This is a genomic window from Desertibacillus haloalkaliphilus (assembly GCF_019039105.1).
In the GTDB taxonomy this organism is placed as follows: Bacteria; Bacillota; Bacilli; order Bacillales; family KJ1-10-99; genus Desertibacillus; species Desertibacillus haloalkaliphilus.
This window is the reverse complement of the sequence record NZ_JAHPIV010000009.1, coordinates 81,568-101,718: the sequence shown is the minus strand read 5'-3', so window position 1 is coordinate 101,718 and position 20,151 is coordinate 81,568. Positions and strand designations below refer to the sequence as shown.

Sequence of the window (20,151 nt, the reverse complement as noted above, 5' to 3'; positions counted from 1 at the left end):
CCTTACTCTTCATGCCCATCATTAGCAATATACTCTGCTAAAATTTCTAATTCTTCATCTGATCCATCGAACATTCCGGCTGGCATATCACCCATACCATTAACTGTAATCTCTTTAATCTCATCAACCGTTAATCCCGTTTCAAAAAGTGCTGGCGCTCCGGCCCCACCTTCCATTTGGTTACCATGACATCCGATACAGGATTGTTCGGAATAGATTTCATACCCTCTTGCATCCTGATCAATTTCATGTTCGATGATTTCACCTTGTTGAGCAGCAGCTTCCCAATCATGTTCATCAACTGACTCCCAAGTTAAATAAATTGTTGCTATGACTGCAAGCATCATTAAACCAGTTGCAATTGGTCGTTTTGATGGACGGCGCTCCGGACCACGATCTAACCATGGCGCAAGAAGCAATGCACCAAATGCTAAACCAGGAATAACCACAGCACCAATAACCGTATAGTCACCGGCTGCATATTCGTACTTAAGTAATTGGTATAAGAATAAGAAATACCAGTCCGGAAGCGGAATGTATCCTGAATCAGTAGGATCAGCCATTCGCTCTAATGGGGATGGATGAGCCACTGTTAAACAAAGGTATCCGATTAAAAAGACCGCACCAACCATCCATTCTTTTAATAAGAAGTTTGGCCAAAACGCTTCCGTTTTACCTGGATATTCCGAGTAATCTTTAGGAATATTCGGCATTCTCCCCTCAGCAGGGATACGAGAATCACCTACAAACTTCATACCTTTACCACGTTTCATCGATTTCCCTCCTTTATCGTTTCATTTTAATTCTATAACGGACCTGAAATACCTTGTTTTCGAATCATAAAGAAGTGAGCCCCTAGAAGTCCGAGTAACGCACCTGGTAAGAAGAAGACATGGATCGCAAAGAAACGTGTTAGCGTTTGCGCACCAATAATTTCTCCACCTGCAAGTAACGTTTTCGCAAATCCACCGACAACTGGAACAGCTTCAGCAATTTGCAGACCTACAACAGTCGCAAAATACGCTTTCATATCCCAAGGTAATAAGTACCCTGTAAAACCAAGCCCTAACATAACAAAGAAGATAAGTACACCTACAACCCAGTTTAACTCACGAGGTTTCTTGTATGAACCGGTAAAGAATACGCGTAACGTATGTAAAAACATCATTACGATTACCAAACTAGCGCCCCAGTGGTGCATACCACGAACGATCACACCAAAGGCTACTTCATTTTGCAAATAGGAAACAGATTGGTAAGCATTAATAATATCTGGTACATAATACATCGTTAAAAACATACCAGAAAGAATCTGGATAACTGTAATAAAGAATGTTAACCCGCCAAAACAATAAACAAAAGCTGAAAAGTGATGTGCTGGGTTAACGTGCTCAGGCACCTCATGGTCAGCAATATCTCGCCACATAGGCGTAATATCCAGACGTTCGTCTACCCAATCATAGATTTTTTGTAACATGAATTACGCCCCTCCTATACTTGTGGTCTTGCTCTACCTAAATAAATTGTGCCATCTCTCACCTCTAGGTCATATTGGTGAAGTGGTTCAGTTGGAGGCGTACCAGGCACATTGGTACCATCGATCTCAAACCGACCATAGTGGCACGGGCAGAAGAATTGATTTGGGTGATCTTCACTCGTATTCCAGTCAACTGTACAGCCTAAATGTGTACAAACTGGTGATAAAGCAACGATCTCGCCATCTTTTTCAAATACCCACGCTGAATTTGTCACATCTGATGTGTACCAAGCATCAACTTGTTCAAACGTAAAGTCAACACGTTGTGGTTCTTGGGTTACTTCATCTGCTTTTAATGGAATTGGCACCATATCTCCTTCTTCTCCTACTTGTAATGCAGGATCAAGTGCGAAACGTGCCATTGGCATTAACATCCCTGCTGCCATAAACCCACCAACACCTGTTAGCGTGTACGTCAAAAATTGACGTCTTGATACTTTATGATCTTTTTCACTCATTAGGTTTCCCCCCCTACGTTATAGTCTTAAGTCCATCCGGACAAAAATACAACACAGATTATACTAGGACAATCTCATGATAGCCTAACTGCTCTAGCACTGTCAATCTTTTGCTGTGTCAAATTATTAATCATTTTGCAGACCACTATCATTTTGCCATTTATTTGTCATAATAGGCAATAGTTGTTTAATTTGGTCTGAAACCGTTTGAACCTTATATTGATGATCCATGTGCTCTAACGGGATCGTCGGAAGCCACAACAACATATCACTTAACTTATTTTCGGCTGTTTTCCAGTCATGATCACTCGTGATATAAACGACATGCTTCACTCCATGTTCAGTAAGTTCTTGATACCAACATTCCAAGCGTTGAACGCGATCGTCAAGTGGCTCAGATTTCAAATAGCTAAAAGCAGGAAACTGAATGACACGACCTCTAAACTGTCGCTCTAATTCATCCGCCATAATCATAATAAATTCGCCCATCGCTACCGTTCCTTTCACTTCCTTTTCCCATGAAATCGGAACTAATGGGATAATTGCTGTATCAACATATTCTTTTGCTTGTAAGTAAGTATCAATTTCTATTGCTTGCCATTTCATGTTATCTCTCCTCGTCTACTCAGGTTCGTTTCCATCATATATCTTTTAACAAACAAATAAAAAGCATTACAACAAAATTCACATTTCCGTCAAAAATTAACTCCTGCCCCTCCTTTACCTAAAAAAAGAACCCTTGTCTATTGATCAAGGGCAGAAAGTTTATTTAATTCCGTTGTTAGCGATAGAAATAACTGCTCATCATTTTGATCAAGAGATTTGTTGATCTCTTCTAATAGCCGTTGCCTCTTAAACGAAACGATTGCTTTATCAAGTACCATTTCCGCCAAGAGCTGGTCAACATTTGTGGCTTCTTCATTTCTAGGAAGAAAAGGATTATCTTCTAACACAGCAACATATTGTGGGTTTGTTTGTGAACTCGGAAAATTAAGTTGAATATAAATATCTTCCTCGTTATTGAGACGGATATCGTGGAACGCTTTTTCTGCATCCATCGTTACATGCTGGTGCTTATGAAAACAAAACGGAATTTGCTCAACGTCTGTTGATGAAATAACAAGCGCTTTAGGACAATGCTCAGCCTTATCTACAAAATGAACGTGTTTCATAATGTCATTATCACTAATCAAGTAATTTAACAACCATGCACATTCTCTTCTTTTCAATTGATAAGTGTTTAAAAACCACTTTAGAAAATCCTTCTTCTCAATAACTGAAATTGTGCTGCTCATCACTAATCCCTCCCCAATAGTAAATTCATCAAAAGTTGATGAGGACCTTATGAGGTACTATAGTAACAATTCAATACACATGACAAAATCCCTGCCACTCTTAAAAATAAATCGCCTGAAAATAAGGCATTTTTCTACAGCCCGACGTAATCTGTACACATTATGAGTATGATTCGATCTCAAAGATTAATTCTTGAAGGTGAAGACGACTCTGATCGTAACCTACGGATTTACGCAGATAAGCAAGCGCTTTTTCCCGATAACCAAGCTCTAATAAAAACCTTCCATATTCCTCTAGGAAGTCTGCATCTTCTCTAAAGGCATCGATTGCTCGTTGGTAGTGCTTGTCTGCTTTATCGACTTGATCTTCATGGTGATAAGCACTAGCTAAGTACCATTCAAACAGCGGATCCTCTTCTCCAAATTCTTTGATATGAGCAATTAACTCAATAACATCATCATAGCGCTCTTCTTCCCTTAAGAAAGCTGCTAATGTTCGAAATGCTTCAAAATTAGCTGGATTTAGCGCAAGAGCATCTCGTAAGTATTCCTCAGCCTGTTGTGTTTGCTTTAGTTTTAGGCTAAGCTTACCTGCATGTACAAATAAGGAGTCATTGTACTCATCAACAGCGACACCCTCTTTGACTGCAGTTAATGCTTCATTTAAAGACTCTTGGGCTTCAAGGGCTTTCGCCAAATAAGGATATAAACTGCTGTACTGTGGGTCTAGCTCTTTCAACTTTTCAAACTGCGCAATCGCTGTTTTATACTCACCTAATTGATAAGCGGTATACCCGTACCCAAAAATCGCATTGAGCTCTTCACTATTTTTTAATCCTTTTTCATAATGGATAAGAGCATCCTCAAATTGACCATTCGCACTATAAGCCTCTGCCATACGTAAATCGACATTGATTTCTGTAGGCAATGATTCCTTTGAATAGATGACTTTCTTGTAATAGGGAATACTCTTTCCATAGTCTCCCCGATCCAGATAAAACTCTGCAAGGCCAAAAGAGATGATTGGTTCATCTGGCGCTCTTTTAGCCGCCTGCAATAACTTTTGCTCTGCTACTTCATCCAACCCCTGCATTTGATATAAATCAGCCAGTAACAGCTGTGCTTGCAAATAGGCCTCGTCTTGTTCCTTAATTTCTAACAACATCTCGATGGCTTCGTCTTCCTGATCAAGGTCGATATATAATTCAGCTGCAAACGTATAAAGTTCGCCTTCATCAGGATAAAGAGCTAAAAGCTCATCAATTATTACTTTCGAGCGATCAATTAATCCTAATTCAAAATAAACTTGCGCAAGCGTATACTTCGTATCATGATTGGCTGTTTTTTCAATGTCCTCTAACTTGTTTAAACCTTTTTCTGTCGCACCTTGTTCAATAAGGCGCATAGCTTGATCAATTGCTTGGTTCATAAGATCCTCCTATTTGTCCGTTCCCATTCATAGATATCGACAACAAAGGTCAACCTAAAAGCATTACACAATAAAAATGCTTATGAATATGCCTCTGTGATAGGTAGAAAATGACCTGGAAGCTTGACTTTAAATTCTCTACCCATACCAGGCCGGTAATAAACGTGCTCGCCTGCTTTTAGGACCGTTCCTTTTGCGACAACGATATCTGGTTTATCCTTATCATAAAGAAATTCGTCGTCTTCAGCAACTATCTCGGACTGCCCTTTTTGCTGAAATAAATTATAGTCAAGTTCACTACCAACGACAAGCTCGCCCTTGCTTGGGTAGAGACCAATTTTTTTGCACGCTAGCTTTGATAATGGTGTATGTTCAGGGAGGTCTTGGGTAGTAGGGATGCGGTACTGGTTCATTAATCGATTCCAATACTCCCTTTCCTTGTCTACCTGTTTTTTCTTTAAATCGTTTTCGTTTTCTCGTACGGGAATGATGACAGGTGAGTATGTCATCATTGCTTCATTGATTCGTTGCCATTGGATTTGCCGAATGTCACAAGAGTCGTGAAATGTCACACGGATGACTGGCACTAGCTCATGCTTACAAGCTCGTATTAACTCTGGGTTTAATGCCGCTGACGGAACCGTGATCCCTATCACATAATCGATCGCACTGTTAATCATTTGGTGCCTAGCCTTGCGTAATTTTGATTTGAGTTCATGATGATAGTTTACATTGCAATAGGTAATAACCGTTGTACAGCCCTTTTCAATCAGTTGCTTAATTTTTAATTTAGATGTCGAATAACTCATTTGAGTTAATAATTGATAATCATTCATTATATAACCAGCTTTAAGGGTAAAGCCATCTGTATTTACCTTTACATGCTTTAATCGACGGGATCTCTCACTCACATAGGACACCTTATGCCCATGAATGAGATAGGATCGTTGAATATAACGACCGGACTCGACTTCTTGTACTCCTTCTAAGATATACTTCATAAACCACCCTCCTCTTATAGACAAGCTATGTCCGAGAACAGGGTTTCATGAATAAAAGAAACGTGAGTCTGAACGAATTCGCTTAGACAATAAAAAGACCTGGCTTGATCACGTAAACGCTTTCAAACCAGGTATAGCAAAAATGCTATAAGTTTATTAGTATGGATAGGAGTGGAGAGAAACCATACGCTAATTAAATTATAACTGATTTACACAGGAAGTCAATAGTGTTTTCAGAAAAATTTGATTTGTTTGAATCAGGCGAAAACAATGTCGTTTTCGCCTAATGTCATTACAAAGATTTTAACGTGTTTAAGTCAGTGAAAAATGTCGGATAAGAGACGGCAATCGCTTCACTTTCGGCAATTGTAACAGGCTGGTCGCTCACACAAGCTGCCACAGCCATTGCCATTCCAATGCGATGATCCCCAAAACTTTGTACATGAGCCCCTTGCAAGCAACCAGTACCATTTATGATCATGCCATCTTCGGTCGCTTCAATCGATGCACCTATTTTTTTCAATTCACTCACTACTGTATCTATACGATTCGTTTCTTTAACTTTTAGTTCTTCTGCATCTTTAATCACCGTCTTACCACTCGCTTGAGTCGCTAAAACTGCGATGACTGGTATCTCATCAATTAACCTCGGGATTAATTCACCACCGATTTCGATCGCTTTTAGTGAAGATGTTGCAATCGTCAAATCAGCCACTGGTTCTCCGTTCAACACTTGCTGATTACTTAAGGTTAAATCAGCTCCCATGGCTAAAAGAACATCAATGATTCCTGTCCTCGTTGGGTTCATACCAACATTTCTTAACGTAATATTGCTATTGGGAACGATGGCTCCAGCCACAAGGAAGAACGCTGCGGAAGAGATGTCTCCAGGTATGACAATATGACGACCTGTTAGTTCTTGCTTACCTCTCACACTTACTGTATTGCCGTCACGCTCTACTTCTACACCGAAAGCCTCTAACATTCGCTCGGTATGGTCTCTTGAGATAAACGGTTCATGTACCGAGGTTATGCCTTCACTTTGGATACCTGCTAATAAAATGGCTGATTTCACCTGTGCACTCGCTACCTTTGATGTATACGATATGCCTTTTGTATTCCCTCCGCGAATCGATAGAGGGGTCAAGTTCCCTTCTGCGCGACCGTCAATGGACGCTCCCATATCGCGTAATGGTACGGTCACTCGTGACATCGGTCGTTTAGCAATGGATTGATCCCCTATAATTACAGAATGAAACGGGCGAGCCGCTAGGACCCCAAGCATTAACCGGGTCGTCGTCCCCGAATTACCAACATCTAATATCTCTACAGGTTCCTGCAAACCATCCCAGCCGTTACCATCTACAGTGACGCGGTCTTGCTCATGATCGATGGCTACACCAAGCTTTTTAAAACAGGAAATTGTACTTATACAATCTTCGCCTGGCAAAAATCCCTCAATGGTTGTTCTCCCATTTGCTACTGCACCAAACATAACAGCTCGGTGTGAAATCGATTTATCACCAGGTATGGTAATATCACCATTCAATCCTTGTCTCACTGGTTCTACCACTACGTCTGCCATTCATTGAACACCTCACTATTGCATCAAATACGTTTCATACAGTTGATTCCCTAGACACTCTTGTGCTTTTGTACGATCGGACTCTGATCGAAAACTCAACCGTAAGACGCCCATAATATCTTCTCTCGTTTCAATAATACGAATATTTGTTATACTAATACCTGCTTGCGCAAGGATGCTAGTCACATCACTAATCACACCTGGATGATCTGGTACATCGACATATAAGTCATAAAACGACGGAATCGCTCCTTTTTTATGTATCGGTAACCCATCGCGAAATTCCTTCGCCACATCAAAGTAACGATAGATCTTATCGCTAGCCTCGCTTTCGATTAACCCTTTTACATAAGCCATTTCCTCCTGCCAATGATCGAGTAGACCTAACAATTGATCTTTATTATGTAAGAGAATATCGCGCCACATCACCGGACTTGCCGAGGCAACTCTTGTAATATCTCGAAAGCCTCCCGCTGCAAGTCTAGAAACGAGCGGATCCTCCCCTTCAATCTTAGCCAATTGATGTACGAGACTAGCTGCAACAATGTGAGGAAAATGACTGACCGCTCCAGCAAGCCGGTCATGCTGATCTGGTGTCATTTCAATAAACTTTGCTTTTGTCCCTTTTAACCAATTTTGAAGTTGAATAACCTTCGTTATATTCGTCTGGGCTGTCGGAGTTAAAATGTAGAATGCATTTTCAAACAAATGTGCACGCGCAGCTTCTACACCCGTCTTATGGGAACCTGCCATCGGATGCCCCCCAATAAACGTCACATCTTTTCTTGCTAATCCGCTTGCCTTTTCAAAAATTCGTTGTTTTGTACTGCCAACATCTGTGATGATAGCCCCCGGCTTCATTTCGTAATCAATCATCTCTTCAAGCAGTTGTTCGGTTTTGGTTACTGGCGTCGCCAAAATAATTAAGTCCGCTTCTATTACACCAGCTTCAATTGAATGCCTATGTTCATCAATTACTTTTAGTGAATGGGCCATTTTCAGTTGACGTTCATCAATATCATACCCGATGATGTTTACATCATGCTCCTCTTTCAATGCTAAAGCAATTGAACCGCCAATCAATCCTAAGCCAATGATAAAGGCTGTACGTGACACGTATCTTTACCCCCTAACATCGTTCATTGACCTTCATTAATTCGAAACTTTTGTCTGTTCTAGCCATGTTGTAAGCTCTTCAATAATACCCTGATTCTGCTCTTTACTGCCAACAGTGATGCGTACACACGTTGGAAAACCAAGTGCCTCACCGGAACGGACAATATATCCTCGACGAAGCAAGTAGTCAAACACTTCATCACCAGAGCGGTTGAAGTCAATCAAAATAAAATTAGTTTGCGTTGGATAGTATGTCAATTCATGTTTGTTACAAAAATCAACATATTGCTTGATTCCTTCATTATTACGCTCAACACAATCATTAATAAATGCTTGATCACCTAAAGCGGCAATTGCTGAAGCATGAGCAATGGTCGTTGTATTAAATGGCGGTCGAACGGGGTCGAGTAATGAAATAACGGATCGCTGAGCAACACCATACCCAATACGTAGTGCCGCTAACCCATAAGCCTTTGAGAACGTCCGCAACACAAGTAAGTTTTCAAACTCTTCTACAAGTGGAAGCGTCTGTGGAAAGTCCTTCGCCGTTACATACTCATAATACGCTTCATCCGATACGACTAGGACGTGATCTGGAACTTGTTCTAAAAACGAGCGGAATTCCTGTTCATTCACATACGTACCTGATGGATTATTCGGGTTACATACCCAAACAATTCGTGTTTGTTGATCAATGGCACGAAGCATCGCTTGCAAGTCATGGACACCATCTTTTAGGGGGACCTCGCGAATTTCCGCTCCTTCAATGACGGCATTTAATTTGTATTGTGAAAAGGTTGGAGTAGCGGTTACCGTATTGGTATCTGACGTCAAAAATGTACGACAAAGCATTTGAATGACTTCATCAGAACCATTACCAAAAACAAGCTGCTCTTGTTCGACATTTAAAAATGCTGACACTTTTTGACGTAGTTCTGCTGCGTATCCATCAGGATACACCGCTGTTTCTGTCGCCAAATGTCGAATCGCCTCTTGAGCTTGTTTAGAAGCACCGAAAGGATTTTCATTTGATGCTAGTTTGATCACTTCGTTCAATCCAAACTCACGTTTCACTTCTTCGATTGGTTTTCCTGGCTTATAAGGTGGTAGTCCAATTAATTGTTTCTTTGCTTCCATCTTTAGCACCTCACATGGATAAAGTATGTTATTGTTCTATGTTACGATGAAATGAGCGATACTACAAACCTTTTTATCTCTGAAAGCGCTTCATCTCTAAATTTTTCGTCAATTAACTGCGATTCTAGTTGTTCAACCATTTTAATAATTGCACTCCCCACAATCACACCGTCACAATGGTTAGCTAGTGCTTCTACTTGATCTCGCTTTGAGATGCCAAAGCCAACAGCTACCGGTACAGGGCTATTCTCCTTCACTAACGATAAAAAGTCATAAACTCTTGGGTCAAACGTATCTCGAACGCCCGTAACACCAAGAGAAGAGACACAATAAAGGAACCCTTGTGCTTCTTTAGCAATCATTGCGATCCTTTGATTTGATGTAGGTGCTACAAGTGAAATATACGCAACCTCTTGCTCCCGACATTGCTTAGCGAGTTCTTGACTTTCTTCGTATGGTAAATCAGGAACGAGTAAACCATCAATCTGATGCTCGTGTGCCAGTTCAAAAAATCGCTCGATTCCTAGTTGTAACAATGGATTGTAATACGTAAAAATAACAAGTGGGATCGTTAATCCTCGTTCTCTCATACGAGAAACAAGCGCTATCGCCTTTTCAATTGTCATCCCATGCTGCAATGCTCGTTTTGCTGAGCGCTGAATGACTGGTCCATCTGCTAAAGGATCTGAATAAGGGATTCCAAGCTCCAACACATCTGCACCACCCTCTTGTAGAGCTAGTGCTAAGTCAATGGTTACGTCTGGATGTGGATCACCTGCTGTGATAAAAGGGATAAATAAATCTTTCTTGTTTTCAACCTGCTCTTTAAAACGAACATTACTCATGATTTTCACCTCTGAACTGTTTCATTAACGTATGAACATCTTTATCACCACGTCCAGATAAACACACAAGGATCGTCTCTGTTGGGTCCATTTGTTTCGCACGCTCAAACGCTTTCGCTAATGCATGGGCACTTTCAATGGCTGGAAGAATCCCTTCCTTTTCTGATAGAACTTTAAGCGCATCTAATGCTTGTTGGTCAGTGACACTTTCATACTTGACGCGCCCTGTTTCTGCTAAATGAGCATGTTCAGGTCCAATTCCTGGGTAATCAAGACCTGCTGAAATCGAATACGGTTCAATAATTTGACCGGCTTCATCTTGAAGCAGGTATGTTAACGAACCATGAATGACTCCTAATCTACCTTTCGTAATCGTTGCCGCGTGTTCCGTTGTGTCAACCCCTTTCCCAGCTGCCTCAACACCGACGAGCGAGACATCATCAGTAAGAAATGGATAAAACATGCCGATCGCATTGCTACCACCACCGACACAGGCAATAATTTCAGTCGGAAGACTCCCTTCAAGTTCAACAAACTGTTCTTTAGATTCATCGCCAATCACTCGTTGGAAGTCACGAACCATTTTCGGGTAAGGGTGTGGTCCCACTACCGAACCGATCAAATAGAACGTATCATCCGCATGGCTCACCCAATAACGAATCGCCTCATTTGTTGCATCTTTTAAAGTTTTACTACCTGAGGTTGCTGGAATGACTTCAGCTCCTAACAATTCCATTCGGAAAACATTTAAGGCTTGTCGTTCCATATCTTCTTCACCCATAAACACTTTACACTCTAATCCAAAACGAGCGGCAATCGTAGCAGTTGCTACCCCATGTTGGCCTGCGCCCGTTTCAGCGACGATTTTTTTCTTTCCCATACGCTTCGCTAGCAGCGCTTGTCCTAGAGCGTTATTTAATTTGTGTGCCCCTGTATGAACAAGATCTTCTCGCTTTAAATAGATTTTTGCACCACCAAATTGTTTTGTCAGGTTTTCTGCAAACGAAATTGTTGTTGGCCGCCCTGCATATTGTTTCAAGTGATGATCATATGCTTGTAAAAATGATTCATCTCTTAGCGCTTCATTCAACGCAGCTTCAAGTTCTTCGAGGGCATTCATTAACGTTTCTGGAACAAATTTACCCCCAAAATTCCCAAAGCGCCCGTACTGATCAGGATAAATCTTACTCATTGTTTTTCAACCTCTCTTCTAATCTACTGATCTCTGCTTTATCTTTTTGTCCGTCTCGTTCGATTCCACTAGAAATATCAATGCCTGTTGGGTGAAAGGATAATAGTTTTGTGACGTTATTAGGATTAATCCCTCCAGCGATAAACACAGGGACACCTTGTCGTTTACCTTCTTCTAGATAAGGGGGTACACTTGACCAGTCAAACGTTTCCCCAGTGCCACCCCATTGACCTTTTACTTTCGAATCGACAACAAATCCGTCGCATACACCATGAAAAGATTTCATTTGTTCTAGCCCGCCTTTATGATGATGAATCACCTTCCAGACAGGAAGTCCAAATGTTTGTTTTATACTGGATACGAGTTCCTTGCTTTCATTTCCGTGACATTGAATCACTTGTAAAGGTACTCTTTGTAAAACATCGTCAATCTCTGTTACAGACGGATTGACAAACAGCCCTACTAATTGCTGCTGTGGAGACAATTCAACTTCCTTCAACCACTCGACTACTTGATCAGCCGTGACCTGACGCTTACTTTCAGCAAATACGACCCCAATAAAATCTGCGTTACTCTCCAAAGTAGCCTGTAAGTCGGAAAGTGAGTGATTCCCACAGTACTTAAGAAGTGGACGCAACGTTTTCGCCTCCAAACAGTAAATGAATACCCGCCTCTGGTGTTTCCGCACGCATTAGCGATTCTCCGACTAAAACTCCAGCGGCCCCCGCTTTTTCTACACGGTCAAGGTCTACACGGGTATGAATACCACTTTCACTAATAAATACACTTCCTTCTGGGATCAACCGACTCATTTTATCTGTTTGTGTTAAAGAGGTTTGAAACGTCTTTAAATTGCGATTATTTACACCAATAATCTTCGGCGTAAATACCGACAATAGTTCTTCCAACTCTTCCTCGGAATGAACCTCAACAAGACATTCTAATCCCTTCTCAAACGCTTCTTCATACAATTGTTGTAGTTTGGTAGCTTCAAAGATCCCTGCAATTAATAGAATGGCATCTGCTCCAATCCGGACACTCTCTTCAATTTGAATCGAGCTGATAATAAAATCTTTTCTCATTACAGGACGGTTGCACACTCTTTTTATCGCAGTTAAATAATCACGGTGCCCTTGAAAATAAGTTTGATCTGTAAGAACAGAAATTGCATCTGCCCCACCCCGTTCATACCCTTTTGCAATCGTTAAAGGATCAAAGTCAGCCCTAATGATCCCTTTGGATGGGGATGCTTTCTTCACTTCTGCAATCAATCCAACGTTACGGTTGCTATTTGTAATATGATCATAAAGGGAAAAATGAGGTACATCAATCGACTCCGGCAAGGTAATATGTTCGATTTCTTCAATTTTTGTTTCAATAATTTTCTCAAGCATGTTGGGATTCCTGCCTTTCAATTTGCAATTTTAAAAAGTGATCTCGTACCTGGTTTGTTTTGAATACTTTTTTTACTTCGGCAACTCCTTCAGCAATCGATTCTACCTGACCTGCGACGTATAACCCAGCACCCGCATTTAAGAGGACAATATTGGTCGCTGACAGATTAGCCTCACCTTCAAGAACTTGCTTAACAAGTGTTGCGCTCTCTGTCACTGTATTGACCTGAATATCTTTAAAGTTACCTCTTTGAAGACCAACATCCTCAGGTGTAATCACATAACGCCGAATCTTCCCTTCGTTTAGTTCGACAATATCAGTGTGGCTTGAAATCGAACATTCGTCAATCCCTTCTCCCCCCGTCACGAGCAACGCACGTTTTGAACCAAGACGCGCTAACGTTTCGGCCATTTTTTCAGCTTGCCTCGTATCATATACACCGATCAATTGATTTTTTGACTGTGCTGGATTCGTTAACGGGCCAAGGAGGTTAAAAATGGTTCTAAAGCCTATTTCTTTTCTCGGTGTAACCGCATGTTTCATCGCAACATGATAAAGCGGAGCAAACATAAAGCACATTCCTTTATCTCGAAGAGCTTCTGCTGCTGATTCTGGTGTCGATTGGATCGATACATTTAGTTTTTCCAATGCGTCTGCACTGCCACTTTTAGAAGACACAGCCCGATTCCCATGCTTTGCTACCTTTACTCCGCATGCGGATAAGACAATGGCTGTTGTTGTGGAAATATTAAACGTCTTTGCTTCATCTCCGCCAGTTCCACATGTATCAACAACAACGTCTTCTTGATGAGGAATTGTGATCGCATGTTCTTTCATAGACTTTGCAAACCCTGTCATTTCATCTACCGTTTCACCTCGAAAGCGTAGTACCGTTAATAAGCTTGCAATTTGGCTTTCCGTCGCCTTCCCTTCCATTATATCATCCATGACTCGCTTCGCTTCCTGCTCCGTCAACCGCGTTCCTTCCATACATTTCTTCAAGATTTCTTTAACCATGACGAATTGCCTCCTCTGCAAACATGTCTTCAGCCACTTGAATCGCTTTGATCAGTGCTTTTGCTTTATTTCTTGTTTCTTCCCACTCCATCTCAGGTACGGAATCAGCAACGACTCCAGCGCCAGCTTGAACATATGCCTTCTGATCTTTAATCACCATCGTCCGAATCGCTATACATGAATCAACATTCCCATCATAACCAAGGTAACCGATTGCCCCTGCATAGACATTCCGATCCGTCGGCTCAATTTCTTGTAAGATTTCCATCGCTCTAATTTTAGGAGCCCCCGAAACAGTTCCAGCTGGGAAAGATGACATCAAGGCCTCAATGGGATGCACATGTTCACCTAATTTTCCAGTTACTTTCGAAATAATATGCATCACATGTGAAAACCGGCCAATCTCCATTAATACAGGAGTATCAACACTTCCATAAGTAGAAACTCTGCCAACATCATTACGCGCAAGGTCCACTAGCATATAGTGTTCAGCTCTCTCCTTCTCATCCGCTAACAACTCTTGAGCAAGACGATCATCCTCCTCTGCTGTACGCCCACGTTTTCTCGTACCCGCAATGGGATGGATTTCGACATGACCTTCTTGAATTTGTACGAGACGCTCTGGGGAACTACCGACGATTTCCTGACCACCGATTTTCAAATAAAATAAATAGGGGGATGGGTTAATCATCCGTAATACACGATAAACATCAAGGCCTGATACCGAAACGTCTAATTCAAAACGTTGCGACAATACCGTTTGGAACACATCACCTGCGCGGATATAATCCTTGATCTTATTGACATCATCAAGAAATTGTTGTCGCTCATAATTTGATTTCACATTTGAGAAATCAACATCCTCAACAACCTTTGGTGGTGAAAATAATTTTGACTCCTGTGTTGACACCGTAAGTTTCTCGACAATAGCTTCAATATCCCTTGTCGCCCTTTGATACACCTCTTTGTTTTGATCATGATCGCTCGTCGTTCTTGCATGGTAGACGATGAACAATTCTTTTTTTATATGATCATAGGCAATGATCGTTTCACAAAAGAGAAAATGAAACTTATTGGTTTCGTGCTTTTTGTTTTGCTGTAAAACTGGCTCGATTTCTCTGATCGCATCATAAGCGATATAGCCCACAGCTCCACCCTTAAACGGAATTGGCGTATCAATAGGCTTTACTTTTAAATAATCAAGCGTTGCATCAAAGGCTGCTTGAAACGAAGCTTCCGTTAGAACAGATTCTCGTTTCTTCGTTTTTAATTCATAGACACCATCTTCTTCCTCTAAGGATAGAAAAGGATTCAAGCCAATAAACGAAAAACGAGACCATGGCGACTGCTCATCCTTACTTTCCAACAGAAAGGCTGCATCATTCTCAAGTTGTCGAAAAATTTGAATAGGGGTTAACGTATCCGCAAAGAAATGTCGAACAATTGGGATGGTATGATAAATTTGGGAATCTTCCAAAAATGTAGATAATGTTGTTTCATTCATTTATTTTCACCTCTCTAATGAACTGGAGGAATGAAAATAAATTGAGGAGGCCGATGAGGAAACAAGCGTTAGAATGTCTAACACTGTTTAATTATTCTATTAAACCTTTTTTAAATGATAAGATATAGAAAAAACCCTATAACTGAAAAGTCATAGGGTAGACGTCACCAAAAACTACCTATGCTATGCTCAGCTCTCCTCAACTCATTCATTCTCATCTCAACTAAACTAAACTCTTACTGAATCTCTTCACTCAAAACCATAATCTTTTAATTGGTATCATCTTAACGTGAACGGTGATCCTTTGTCAATTGCAAATCTGGTCGTAATTGAACCGCCTTCTCTAAGTATACATGCTCAATATCTTGTTGTGCCTTTGTTGTATTGACAGTCATCATGATTCGAATACAGTGTTCTAAACTGCCCGGCACTGGAATTTCACGTGAACACATCACCGGTACATACGTCCAACCTTCAAAACTGCGAATCGCCTTGGCTGGGAAGGCGGCATCGATATCGTCAGTAACAGTGATGATGACATGAGCAACATCATCGGCTTTGATATCATTTTTTGTAATCATTTCCGTTACCAAGGCCTCTGTTGCACGTAAAATCTTCTCAGCATCATTTTCAGTAATCGTTGTTGCTCCACGAATCCCTCTAATCATTGTCACACCTCCCCCAAATCTTCAACTAACAATGAATGTATTTGCTCTTCATCGACCTCAACAAGTTCAGCTTGCCCGATTTTTTTTAACAACACCATCCGAATGATCCCGTTTTGAACTTTTTTATCTTTCCTCATTGTTCTTAACAATTGTTCTGCCGATAATGATTGCGGGATCTCAGTATCGTAGCCATAACGACGAAACCAAGCAGAAAGATCCTCACTCCCTAACGAACAACGAAACAGACGTTCACTAAGCTTAAGTGCAAAAGCCATTCCAATCACTACAGCTTCGCCATGGGTTATTTTCCCGTAGCCTAACTCTGTCTCTATCGCATGGCCTAATGTATGGCCAAAATTCAAAAATGCACGAATTCCTGATTCTCTTTCATCTTCTTGGACGACAGCAGCCTTAACAGCCATTGATCTCATTAAAAGACGTTCTGCTGTCTCCCCACTAATATCAGCAAACGTATCAACCTCTTCTCGTAACCAATCGTAAAATTGAGGATCCCAGATAAGTGCATGTTTTATCACTTCCGCAAAACCTGAGCGCCACTGTGACTCTGGTAACGTAGAAAAGACCGAATAGTCATAAATAACGGCTTCTGGCTGATGGAAGGCACCAATCATATTTTTCCCTAACGGATGATTAATAGCTACCTTCCCGCCAACACTGCTATCATGTGCAAGTAACGTTGTTGGCACTTGGATAAATGGGATCCCTCGCATATACGTAGCTGCGACAAAGCCGGCAATATCACCAACCACACCACCACCTAATGCGATGATGAGTGAACGTCGATCAAGTCCTTTTTCAAGCGCGTACGTTTGGATATCATAGTACTGCTGAAATGACTTCGCTTGCTCACCGTGGTCGAGTGTATATGAAAAGACATGGTTATGATCACGCAAACAGTTTTTCAAATCGTCTAAGTAATGTTTGGCGACGACATCGTCTGTAATAATTAAAATCGCGGAAACGTTATCTCCCAACACCTGTTTAGTGAATGCTGCCGTGTCAAAACGAATTTGTTCACCTATAAAAACGGGATATTGCTTCGAATTTGTCGAAATTAGCATGTCTTGCATTAAAATGACCTCGCCTCTTCATTGTATCGATCAATATTTTCCGCAATTTCTGTTACTTGATCACTTCCGAACTTCTCAAGCAATGCTTTAGCAACTTCCCATGCAACGACAGATTCAGCAACAACAGATGCTGCTGGAACCGCGCAACTATCAGAACGTTCGATACTAGCAGCAAACGTCTCCTTTGTTTCGATATCAACGCTTTGCAGTGGCTTGTATAAGGTAGGGATTGGCTTCATAACCCCCTTAACAACGATCGGCATTCCATTTGTCATTCCACCTTCAAAACCACCAAGGTTATTTGTACGTCGAGTATAGCCCTTATCTTCATCCCAAATTATTTCATCATGGACTTCACTTCCAGGCTTACGCGCCGCTTCAAATCCGATCCCAATTTCGACTCCTTTGAATGCATTGATGCTCATAACAGCTGCTGCAATTTTCGCATCTAACTTTTTGTCATATTGCACATGACTACCTAACCCAATCGGTACACCTTCGATCACAACTTCTACAACGCCACCGATAGAATCACCTTGCTTTTTTGCTTCATCAATGGCTACCATCATTTTTTCTGAAGCCGCTTCATCCAAGCAACGCACAGGAGATTTTTCTGTTCGTTGTTGTAAGTCTTCAATCGAAGAATAGTCCGTTTGCTCTGCCTTAATGCCAGCAATTTCAAGAACCTGTCCAGCCACCTTGATACCAAATGTTTTCAACACTTTTTTTGCAACCGCTCCAGCCGCGACACGAACCGTTGTCTCTCGTGCAGAGGAACGCTCTAATATATTACGCATGTCACGATGCCCATATTTGATTGCACCATTTAAGTCAGCATGACCTGGGCGCGGGCGTGAAATTTTACGCTTCACTTCTTTTTCCTCTTCCTCTGTTAAGGGGTCCGCCCCCATAATCTTTGTCCAATTTTTCCAATCCTTATTTTCCACAACAAGAGCAATAGGCGCCCCTGTTGTTTTCCCGTGACGAACACCACTTAAAATTTGCACTTGATCTTTTTCAATTTGCATTCGTCTCCCACGTCCATAACCACCTTGGCGACGAGCTAAATCTATATTTATATCTTCTGCTGCTAACTCTAAATGAGCAGGAATTCCTTCAAGGATTGTCGTTAATTGCGGTCCGTGTGATTCTCCAGCTGTTAAATACCTCATACTATATACTCCTCCTTAGTCATTACGCCTCATGCCTTTAACGCTTTTATGTACTAAATAATAACATAAGTATTTTCATTTGTCTTTCGATTCAAATAAAAAGTTTGATATTTACAAAAAAATGTCACTTCTACCTCATCACAGCTTTAACGAATGATGATTGAGATCATTCCCTTCATGTTACTAAAAATAGGTTAATCATTGGATTAACCTACCCTATGTTGAAACCTTTCGATAAAAAAAAGTATCCTCTGATTCAAATCCATACGTACTCGGGTTAAAGATTTGCTCAGTACTGCCAACAAACAGGACACCACCTGGTTTAAGAGCATCGCTGAATTTGTGATAGAGCTCGTGCTTGGCTTCTTCCGTAAAGTAAATCATTACATTTCGACAAACAATTAAATCAAAGTCGTCCTCAAATCGATCTGATAACAAATTTTGCTCCTTGAATTGGATGACACTTTTGATATCTCTCGTTACACGATAGCCTAGCTCGTCCTTTGTAAAATATTTCTTCAACATGTCTTTTGGAACTTCTTTAAGCGCACGCTCCGAATAAACACCAGCCTTTGCTCGTTCAAGAATCGCACGGTCAATATCTGTAGCTAAAATGGATACCGAGGAAAGTGGCACAAACTTAGACATAATCATCGCTATCGTGTATGGCTCTTCTCCTGTTGAACAGGCAGCACTCCAAATTTTAAGTCGTCGTTTTTGCGTCAATAAGCGCGGAATGATTTTATTTTCAAGAACATCCCACCGCCTAGGGTTCCGATAAAACTCCGAAACATTGATCGTCATTCGCTCTAAGAATTCGTTGAAAAGCTCACCATCATCGAGCATCCCTTGATAAAATTGATTAAAATCGCGAAAACCTCTTTTTTCTCGCAATGAATTTAATCGACGTTTCATCTGCGCTTCTTTATACAACGATAAATCGATGCCTGTTTGTCGTTTAATATTGGTGATAAATTGTCGATAATCCTGAGTCATCTTCTTATGCTCCCTAGTATGATAAAAAGTGTTATTCTCTTTTTATCATATTTTTTTCGATAAAACTAGCCTTAACTTTCTAAAAATAGCGAAAACGAAGTGAATATACTACACTTCCACATAAAAAATGTAAGCCAATCAATCAGAGATTGACTGGCTTACACACCATGTTAAAACGCTATTATCCATTATACCCAAGAATTAATTGTTTTTGTGTATTCATTTAATTCTTCTTGATTAAAGAAGATACCAATTTCTCGTTCTGCACTTTCCGGTGAATCTGAACCATGAATGACATTCATCGCTACTTGAACACCGTAATCTCCACGAATAGTCCCTGGAGCTGCTTCAGCAGGATTCGTTGCTCCCATCATTGTACGAGCGGTTGAAATCACATTTTCTCCTTCCCAAACCATCGCAAATACAGGTCCAGATGTAATAAAATCAACTAACTCTCCAAAGAAAGGACGCTCTTTATGTTCAGCATAGTGCTTTTCAGCAAGCTCATTTGAAATCGTTATCATTTTTGCGCCTACTAATGTAAAGCCTTTCTTTTCAAATCTTGATACGATTTCCCCAACTAAATTACGTTGCACTCCATCTGGTTTAATCATTAAAAATGTTTTTTCCATCATATAACCCTCTCTTCTCATTTATCTATGTATGATCATGAAACCTTTATAATTATAACAAATATTCGGATATTTGGCAAT

At 40.8% G+C, this 20,151-nt stretch carries 21 protein-coding genes; all 21 read right to left on the bottom strand.

The annotated features are described in order from the left end of the window. Positions 1–2 precede the first annotated feature (2 nt). A complete protein-coding gene (locus KH400_RS11630) occupies positions 3–773 on the bottom strand; it encodes a menaquinol-cytochrome c reductase cytochrome b/c subunit (RefSeq protein WP_217224786.1) in 771 nt (256 codons plus the stop codon). A gap of 32 nt (positions 774–805) precedes the next feature. Next, positions 806–1,477: a menaquinol-cytochrome c reductase cytochrome b subunit gene (qcrB, locus tag KH400_RS11625; protein ID WP_217224785.1), complete on the bottom strand. Its 672-nt coding sequence runs from the start codon at positions 1,475–1,477 to the stop codon at positions 806–808. A gap of 14 nt (positions 1,478–1,491) precedes the next feature. Next, the gene (locus tag KH400_RS11620) at positions 1,492–1,995 is read right to left on the bottom strand and encodes a Rieske (2Fe-2S) protein (RefSeq protein ID WP_217224784.1); all 504 of its coding nucleotides are present in this window, start codon (positions 1,993–1,995) and stop codon (positions 1,492–1,494) included. Positions 1,996–2,121: 126 nt separating this feature from the next. Continuing rightward, positions 2,122–2,601 (bottom strand): YpiF family protein, encoded by a 480-nt coding sequence (locus KH400_RS11615; RefSeq protein WP_217224782.1) that lies wholly within the window; start codon positions 2,599–2,601, stop codon positions 2,122–2,124. Between the two features lie 137 nt (positions 2,602–2,738). Beyond that, positions 2,739–3,290: a ReoY family proteolytic degradation factor gene (locus tag KH400_RS11610; protein ID WP_217224781.1), complete on the bottom strand. Its 552-nt coding sequence runs from the start codon at positions 3,288–3,290 to the stop codon at positions 2,739–2,741. A gap of 160 nt (positions 3,291–3,450) precedes the next feature. After that, positions 3,451–4,719, bottom strand: a complete 1,269-nt coding sequence (locus KH400_RS11605; protein WP_217224780.1) for a tetratricopeptide repeat protein — start codon at positions 4,717–4,719, stop codon at positions 3,451–3,453. Between the two features lie 80 nt (positions 4,720–4,799). After that, the gene (locus tag KH400_RS11600) at positions 4,800–5,720 is read right to left on the bottom strand and encodes a hypothetical protein (RefSeq protein ID WP_217224779.1); all 921 of its coding nucleotides are present in this window, start codon (positions 5,718–5,720) and stop codon (positions 4,800–4,802) included. 292 nt (positions 5,721–6,012) lie between these two features. Continuing rightward, positions 6,013–7,305 (bottom strand): 3-phosphoshikimate 1-carboxyvinyltransferase, encoded by a 1,293-nt coding sequence (gene aroA, locus KH400_RS11595; RefSeq protein WP_217224778.1) that lies wholly within the window; start codon positions 7,303–7,305, stop codon positions 6,013–6,015. 15 nt (positions 7,306–7,320) lie between these two features. Further along, positions 7,321–8,421, bottom strand: coding sequence for a prephenate dehydrogenase (locus KH400_RS11590; protein WP_217224777.1), 1,101 nt, complete (start codon positions 8,419–8,421; stop codon positions 7,321–7,323). 36 nt (positions 8,422–8,457) lie between these two features. Continuing rightward, positions 8,458–9,558 carry a histidinol-phosphate transaminase gene (gene hisC, locus KH400_RS11585; RefSeq protein ID WP_217224776.1) on the bottom strand — a complete coding sequence of 367 codons (1,101 nt, stop codon included), beginning with the start codon at positions 9,556–9,558 and terminating at the stop codon, positions 8,458–8,460. A 41-nt stretch (positions 9,559–9,599) separates the two neighbouring features. Beyond that, entirely contained in the window at positions 9,600–10,403 is an 804-nt protein-coding gene (trpA, locus tag KH400_RS11580; RefSeq protein ID WP_217224775.1) for a tryptophan synthase subunit alpha, read from the bottom strand. Then, the gene (gene trpB / locus KH400_RS11575; RefSeq protein WP_217224774.1) at positions 10,396–11,595 is read right to left on the bottom strand and encodes a tryptophan synthase subunit beta; all 1,200 of its coding nucleotides are present in this window, start codon (positions 11,593–11,595) and stop codon (positions 10,396–10,398) included. Before trpB ends, trpA begins: the two co-directional genes overlap by 8 nt. Then, positions 11,588–12,232 carry a phosphoribosylanthranilate isomerase gene (locus tag KH400_RS11570; RefSeq protein ID WP_217224773.1) on the bottom strand — a complete coding sequence of 215 codons (645 nt, stop codon included), beginning with the start codon at positions 12,230–12,232 and terminating at the stop codon, positions 11,588–11,590. The genes trpB and KH400_RS11570 overlap by 8 nt, the downstream gene beginning before the upstream one ends. Further along, the gene (gene trpC, locus KH400_RS11565) at positions 12,216–12,989 is read right to left on the bottom strand and encodes an indole-3-glycerol phosphate synthase TrpC (protein ID WP_217224772.1); all 774 of its coding nucleotides are present in this window, start codon (positions 12,987–12,989) and stop codon (positions 12,216–12,218) included. The genes KH400_RS11570 and trpC overlap by 17 nt, the downstream gene beginning before the upstream one ends. Then, positions 12,982–14,007, bottom strand: a complete 1,026-nt coding sequence (trpD, locus tag KH400_RS11560) for an anthranilate phosphoribosyltransferase (protein ID WP_217224770.1) — start codon at positions 14,005–14,007, stop codon at positions 12,982–12,984. The genes trpC and trpD overlap by 8 nt, the downstream gene beginning before the upstream one ends. Continuing rightward, complete coding sequence (gene trpE / locus KH400_RS11555; protein ID WP_217224769.1) at positions 14,000–15,511, bottom strand: anthranilate synthase component I; 1,512 nt, start codon at positions 15,509–15,511, stop codon at positions 14,000–14,002. The genes trpD and trpE overlap by 8 nt, the downstream gene beginning before the upstream one ends. A 284-nt stretch (positions 15,512–15,795) precedes the next feature. Beyond that, the gene (aroH, locus tag KH400_RS11550) at positions 15,796–16,179 is read right to left on the bottom strand and encodes a chorismate mutase (RefSeq protein ID WP_217224768.1); all 384 of its coding nucleotides are present in this window, start codon (positions 16,177–16,179) and stop codon (positions 15,796–15,798) included. Between the two features lie 2 nt (positions 16,180–16,181). After that, the gene (aroB, locus tag KH400_RS11545) at positions 16,182–17,270 is read right to left on the bottom strand and encodes a 3-dehydroquinate synthase (RefSeq protein WP_217224767.1); all 1,089 of its coding nucleotides are present in this window, start codon (positions 17,268–17,270) and stop codon (positions 16,182–16,184) included. Next, a complete protein-coding gene (aroC, locus tag KH400_RS11540) occupies positions 17,270–18,442 on the bottom strand; it encodes a chorismate synthase (protein WP_217224766.1) in 1,173 nt (390 codons plus the stop codon). The genes aroB and aroC overlap by 1 nt, the downstream gene beginning before the upstream one ends. A 216-nt stretch (positions 18,443–18,658) precedes the next feature. Next, positions 18,659–19,438, bottom strand: coding sequence for a CheR family methyltransferase (locus KH400_RS11535; RefSeq protein WP_217224765.1), 780 nt, complete (start codon positions 19,436–19,438; stop codon positions 18,659–18,661). A 188-nt stretch (positions 19,439–19,626) separates the two neighbouring features. Continuing rightward, the gene (gene ndk / locus KH400_RS11530; protein ID WP_217224918.1) at positions 19,627–20,070 is read right to left on the bottom strand and encodes a nucleoside-diphosphate kinase; all 444 of its coding nucleotides are present in this window, start codon (positions 20,068–20,070) and stop codon (positions 19,627–19,629) included. Positions 20,071–20,151: the final 81 nt, after the last annotated feature.

Bases quoted from the DNA above. Each gene is read 5' to 3' on its own strand.
- KH400_RS11630 (WP_217224786.1), bottom strand. From the start codon at position 773: ATGAAACGTGGTAAAGGTATGAAGTTTGTAGGTGATTCTCGTATCCCT.
- qcrB (WP_217224785.1), bottom strand. From the start codon at position 1,477: ATGTTACAAAAAATCTATGATTGGGTAGACGAACGTCTGGATATTACG.
- KH400_RS11620 (WP_217224784.1), bottom strand. From the start codon at position 1,995: ATGAGTGAAAAAGATCATAAAGTATCAAGACGTCAATTTTTGACGTAC.
- KH400_RS11615 (WP_217224782.1), bottom strand. From the start codon at position 2,601: ATGAAATGGCAAGCAATAGAAATTGATACTTACTTACAAGCAAAAGAA.
- KH400_RS11610 (WP_217224781.1), bottom strand. From the start codon at position 3,290: ATGAGCAGCACAATTTCAGTTATTGAGAAGAAGGATTTTCTAAAGTGG.
- KH400_RS11605 (WP_217224780.1), bottom strand. From the start codon at position 4,719: ATGAACCAAGCAATTGATCAAGCTATGCGCCTTATTGAACAAGGTGCG.
- KH400_RS11600 (WP_217224779.1), bottom strand. From the start codon at position 5,720: ATGAAGTATATCTTAGAAGGAGTACAAGAAGTCGAGTCCGGTCGTTAT.
- aroA (WP_217224778.1), bottom strand. From the start codon at position 7,305: ATGGCAGACGTAGTGGTAGAACCAGTGAGACAAGGATTGAATGGTGAT.
- hisC (WP_217224776.1), bottom strand. From the start codon at position 9,558: ATGGAAGCAAAGAAACAATTAATTGGACTACCACCTTATAAGCCAGGA.
- trpA (WP_217224775.1), bottom strand. From the start codon at position 10,403: ATGAGTAATGTTCGTTTTAAAGAGCAGGTTGAAAACAAGAAAGATTTA.
- trpB (WP_217224774.1), bottom strand. From the start codon at position 11,595: ATGAGTAAGATTTATCCTGATCAGTACGGGCGCTTTGGGAATTTTGGG.
- trpC (WP_217224772.1), bottom strand. From the start codon at position 12,989: ATGCTTGAGAAAATTATTGAAACAAAAATTGAAGAAATCGAACATATT.
- trpD (WP_217224770.1), bottom strand. From the start codon at position 14,007: ATGGTTAAAGAAATCTTGAAGAAATGTATGGAAGGAACGCGGTTGACG.
- trpE (WP_217224769.1), bottom strand. From the start codon at position 15,511: ATGAATGAAACAACATTATCTACATTTTTGGAAGATTCCCAAATTTAT.
- aroH (WP_217224768.1), bottom strand. From the start codon at position 16,179: ATGATTAGAGGGATTCGTGGAGCAACAACGATTACTGAAAATGATGCT.
- aroB (WP_217224767.1), bottom strand. From the start codon at position 17,270: ATGCAAGACATGCTAATTTCGACAAATTCGAAGCAATATCCCGTTTTT.
- aroC (WP_217224766.1), bottom strand. From the start codon at position 18,442: ATGAGGTATTTAACAGCTGGAGAATCACACGGACCGCAATTAACGACA.
- KH400_RS11535 (WP_217224765.1), bottom strand. From the start codon at position 19,438: ATGACTCAGGATTATCGACAATTTATCACCAATATTAAACGACAAACA.
- ndk (WP_217224918.1), bottom strand. From the start codon at position 20,070: ATGGAAAAAACATTTTTAATGATTAAACCAGATGGAGTGCAACGTAAT.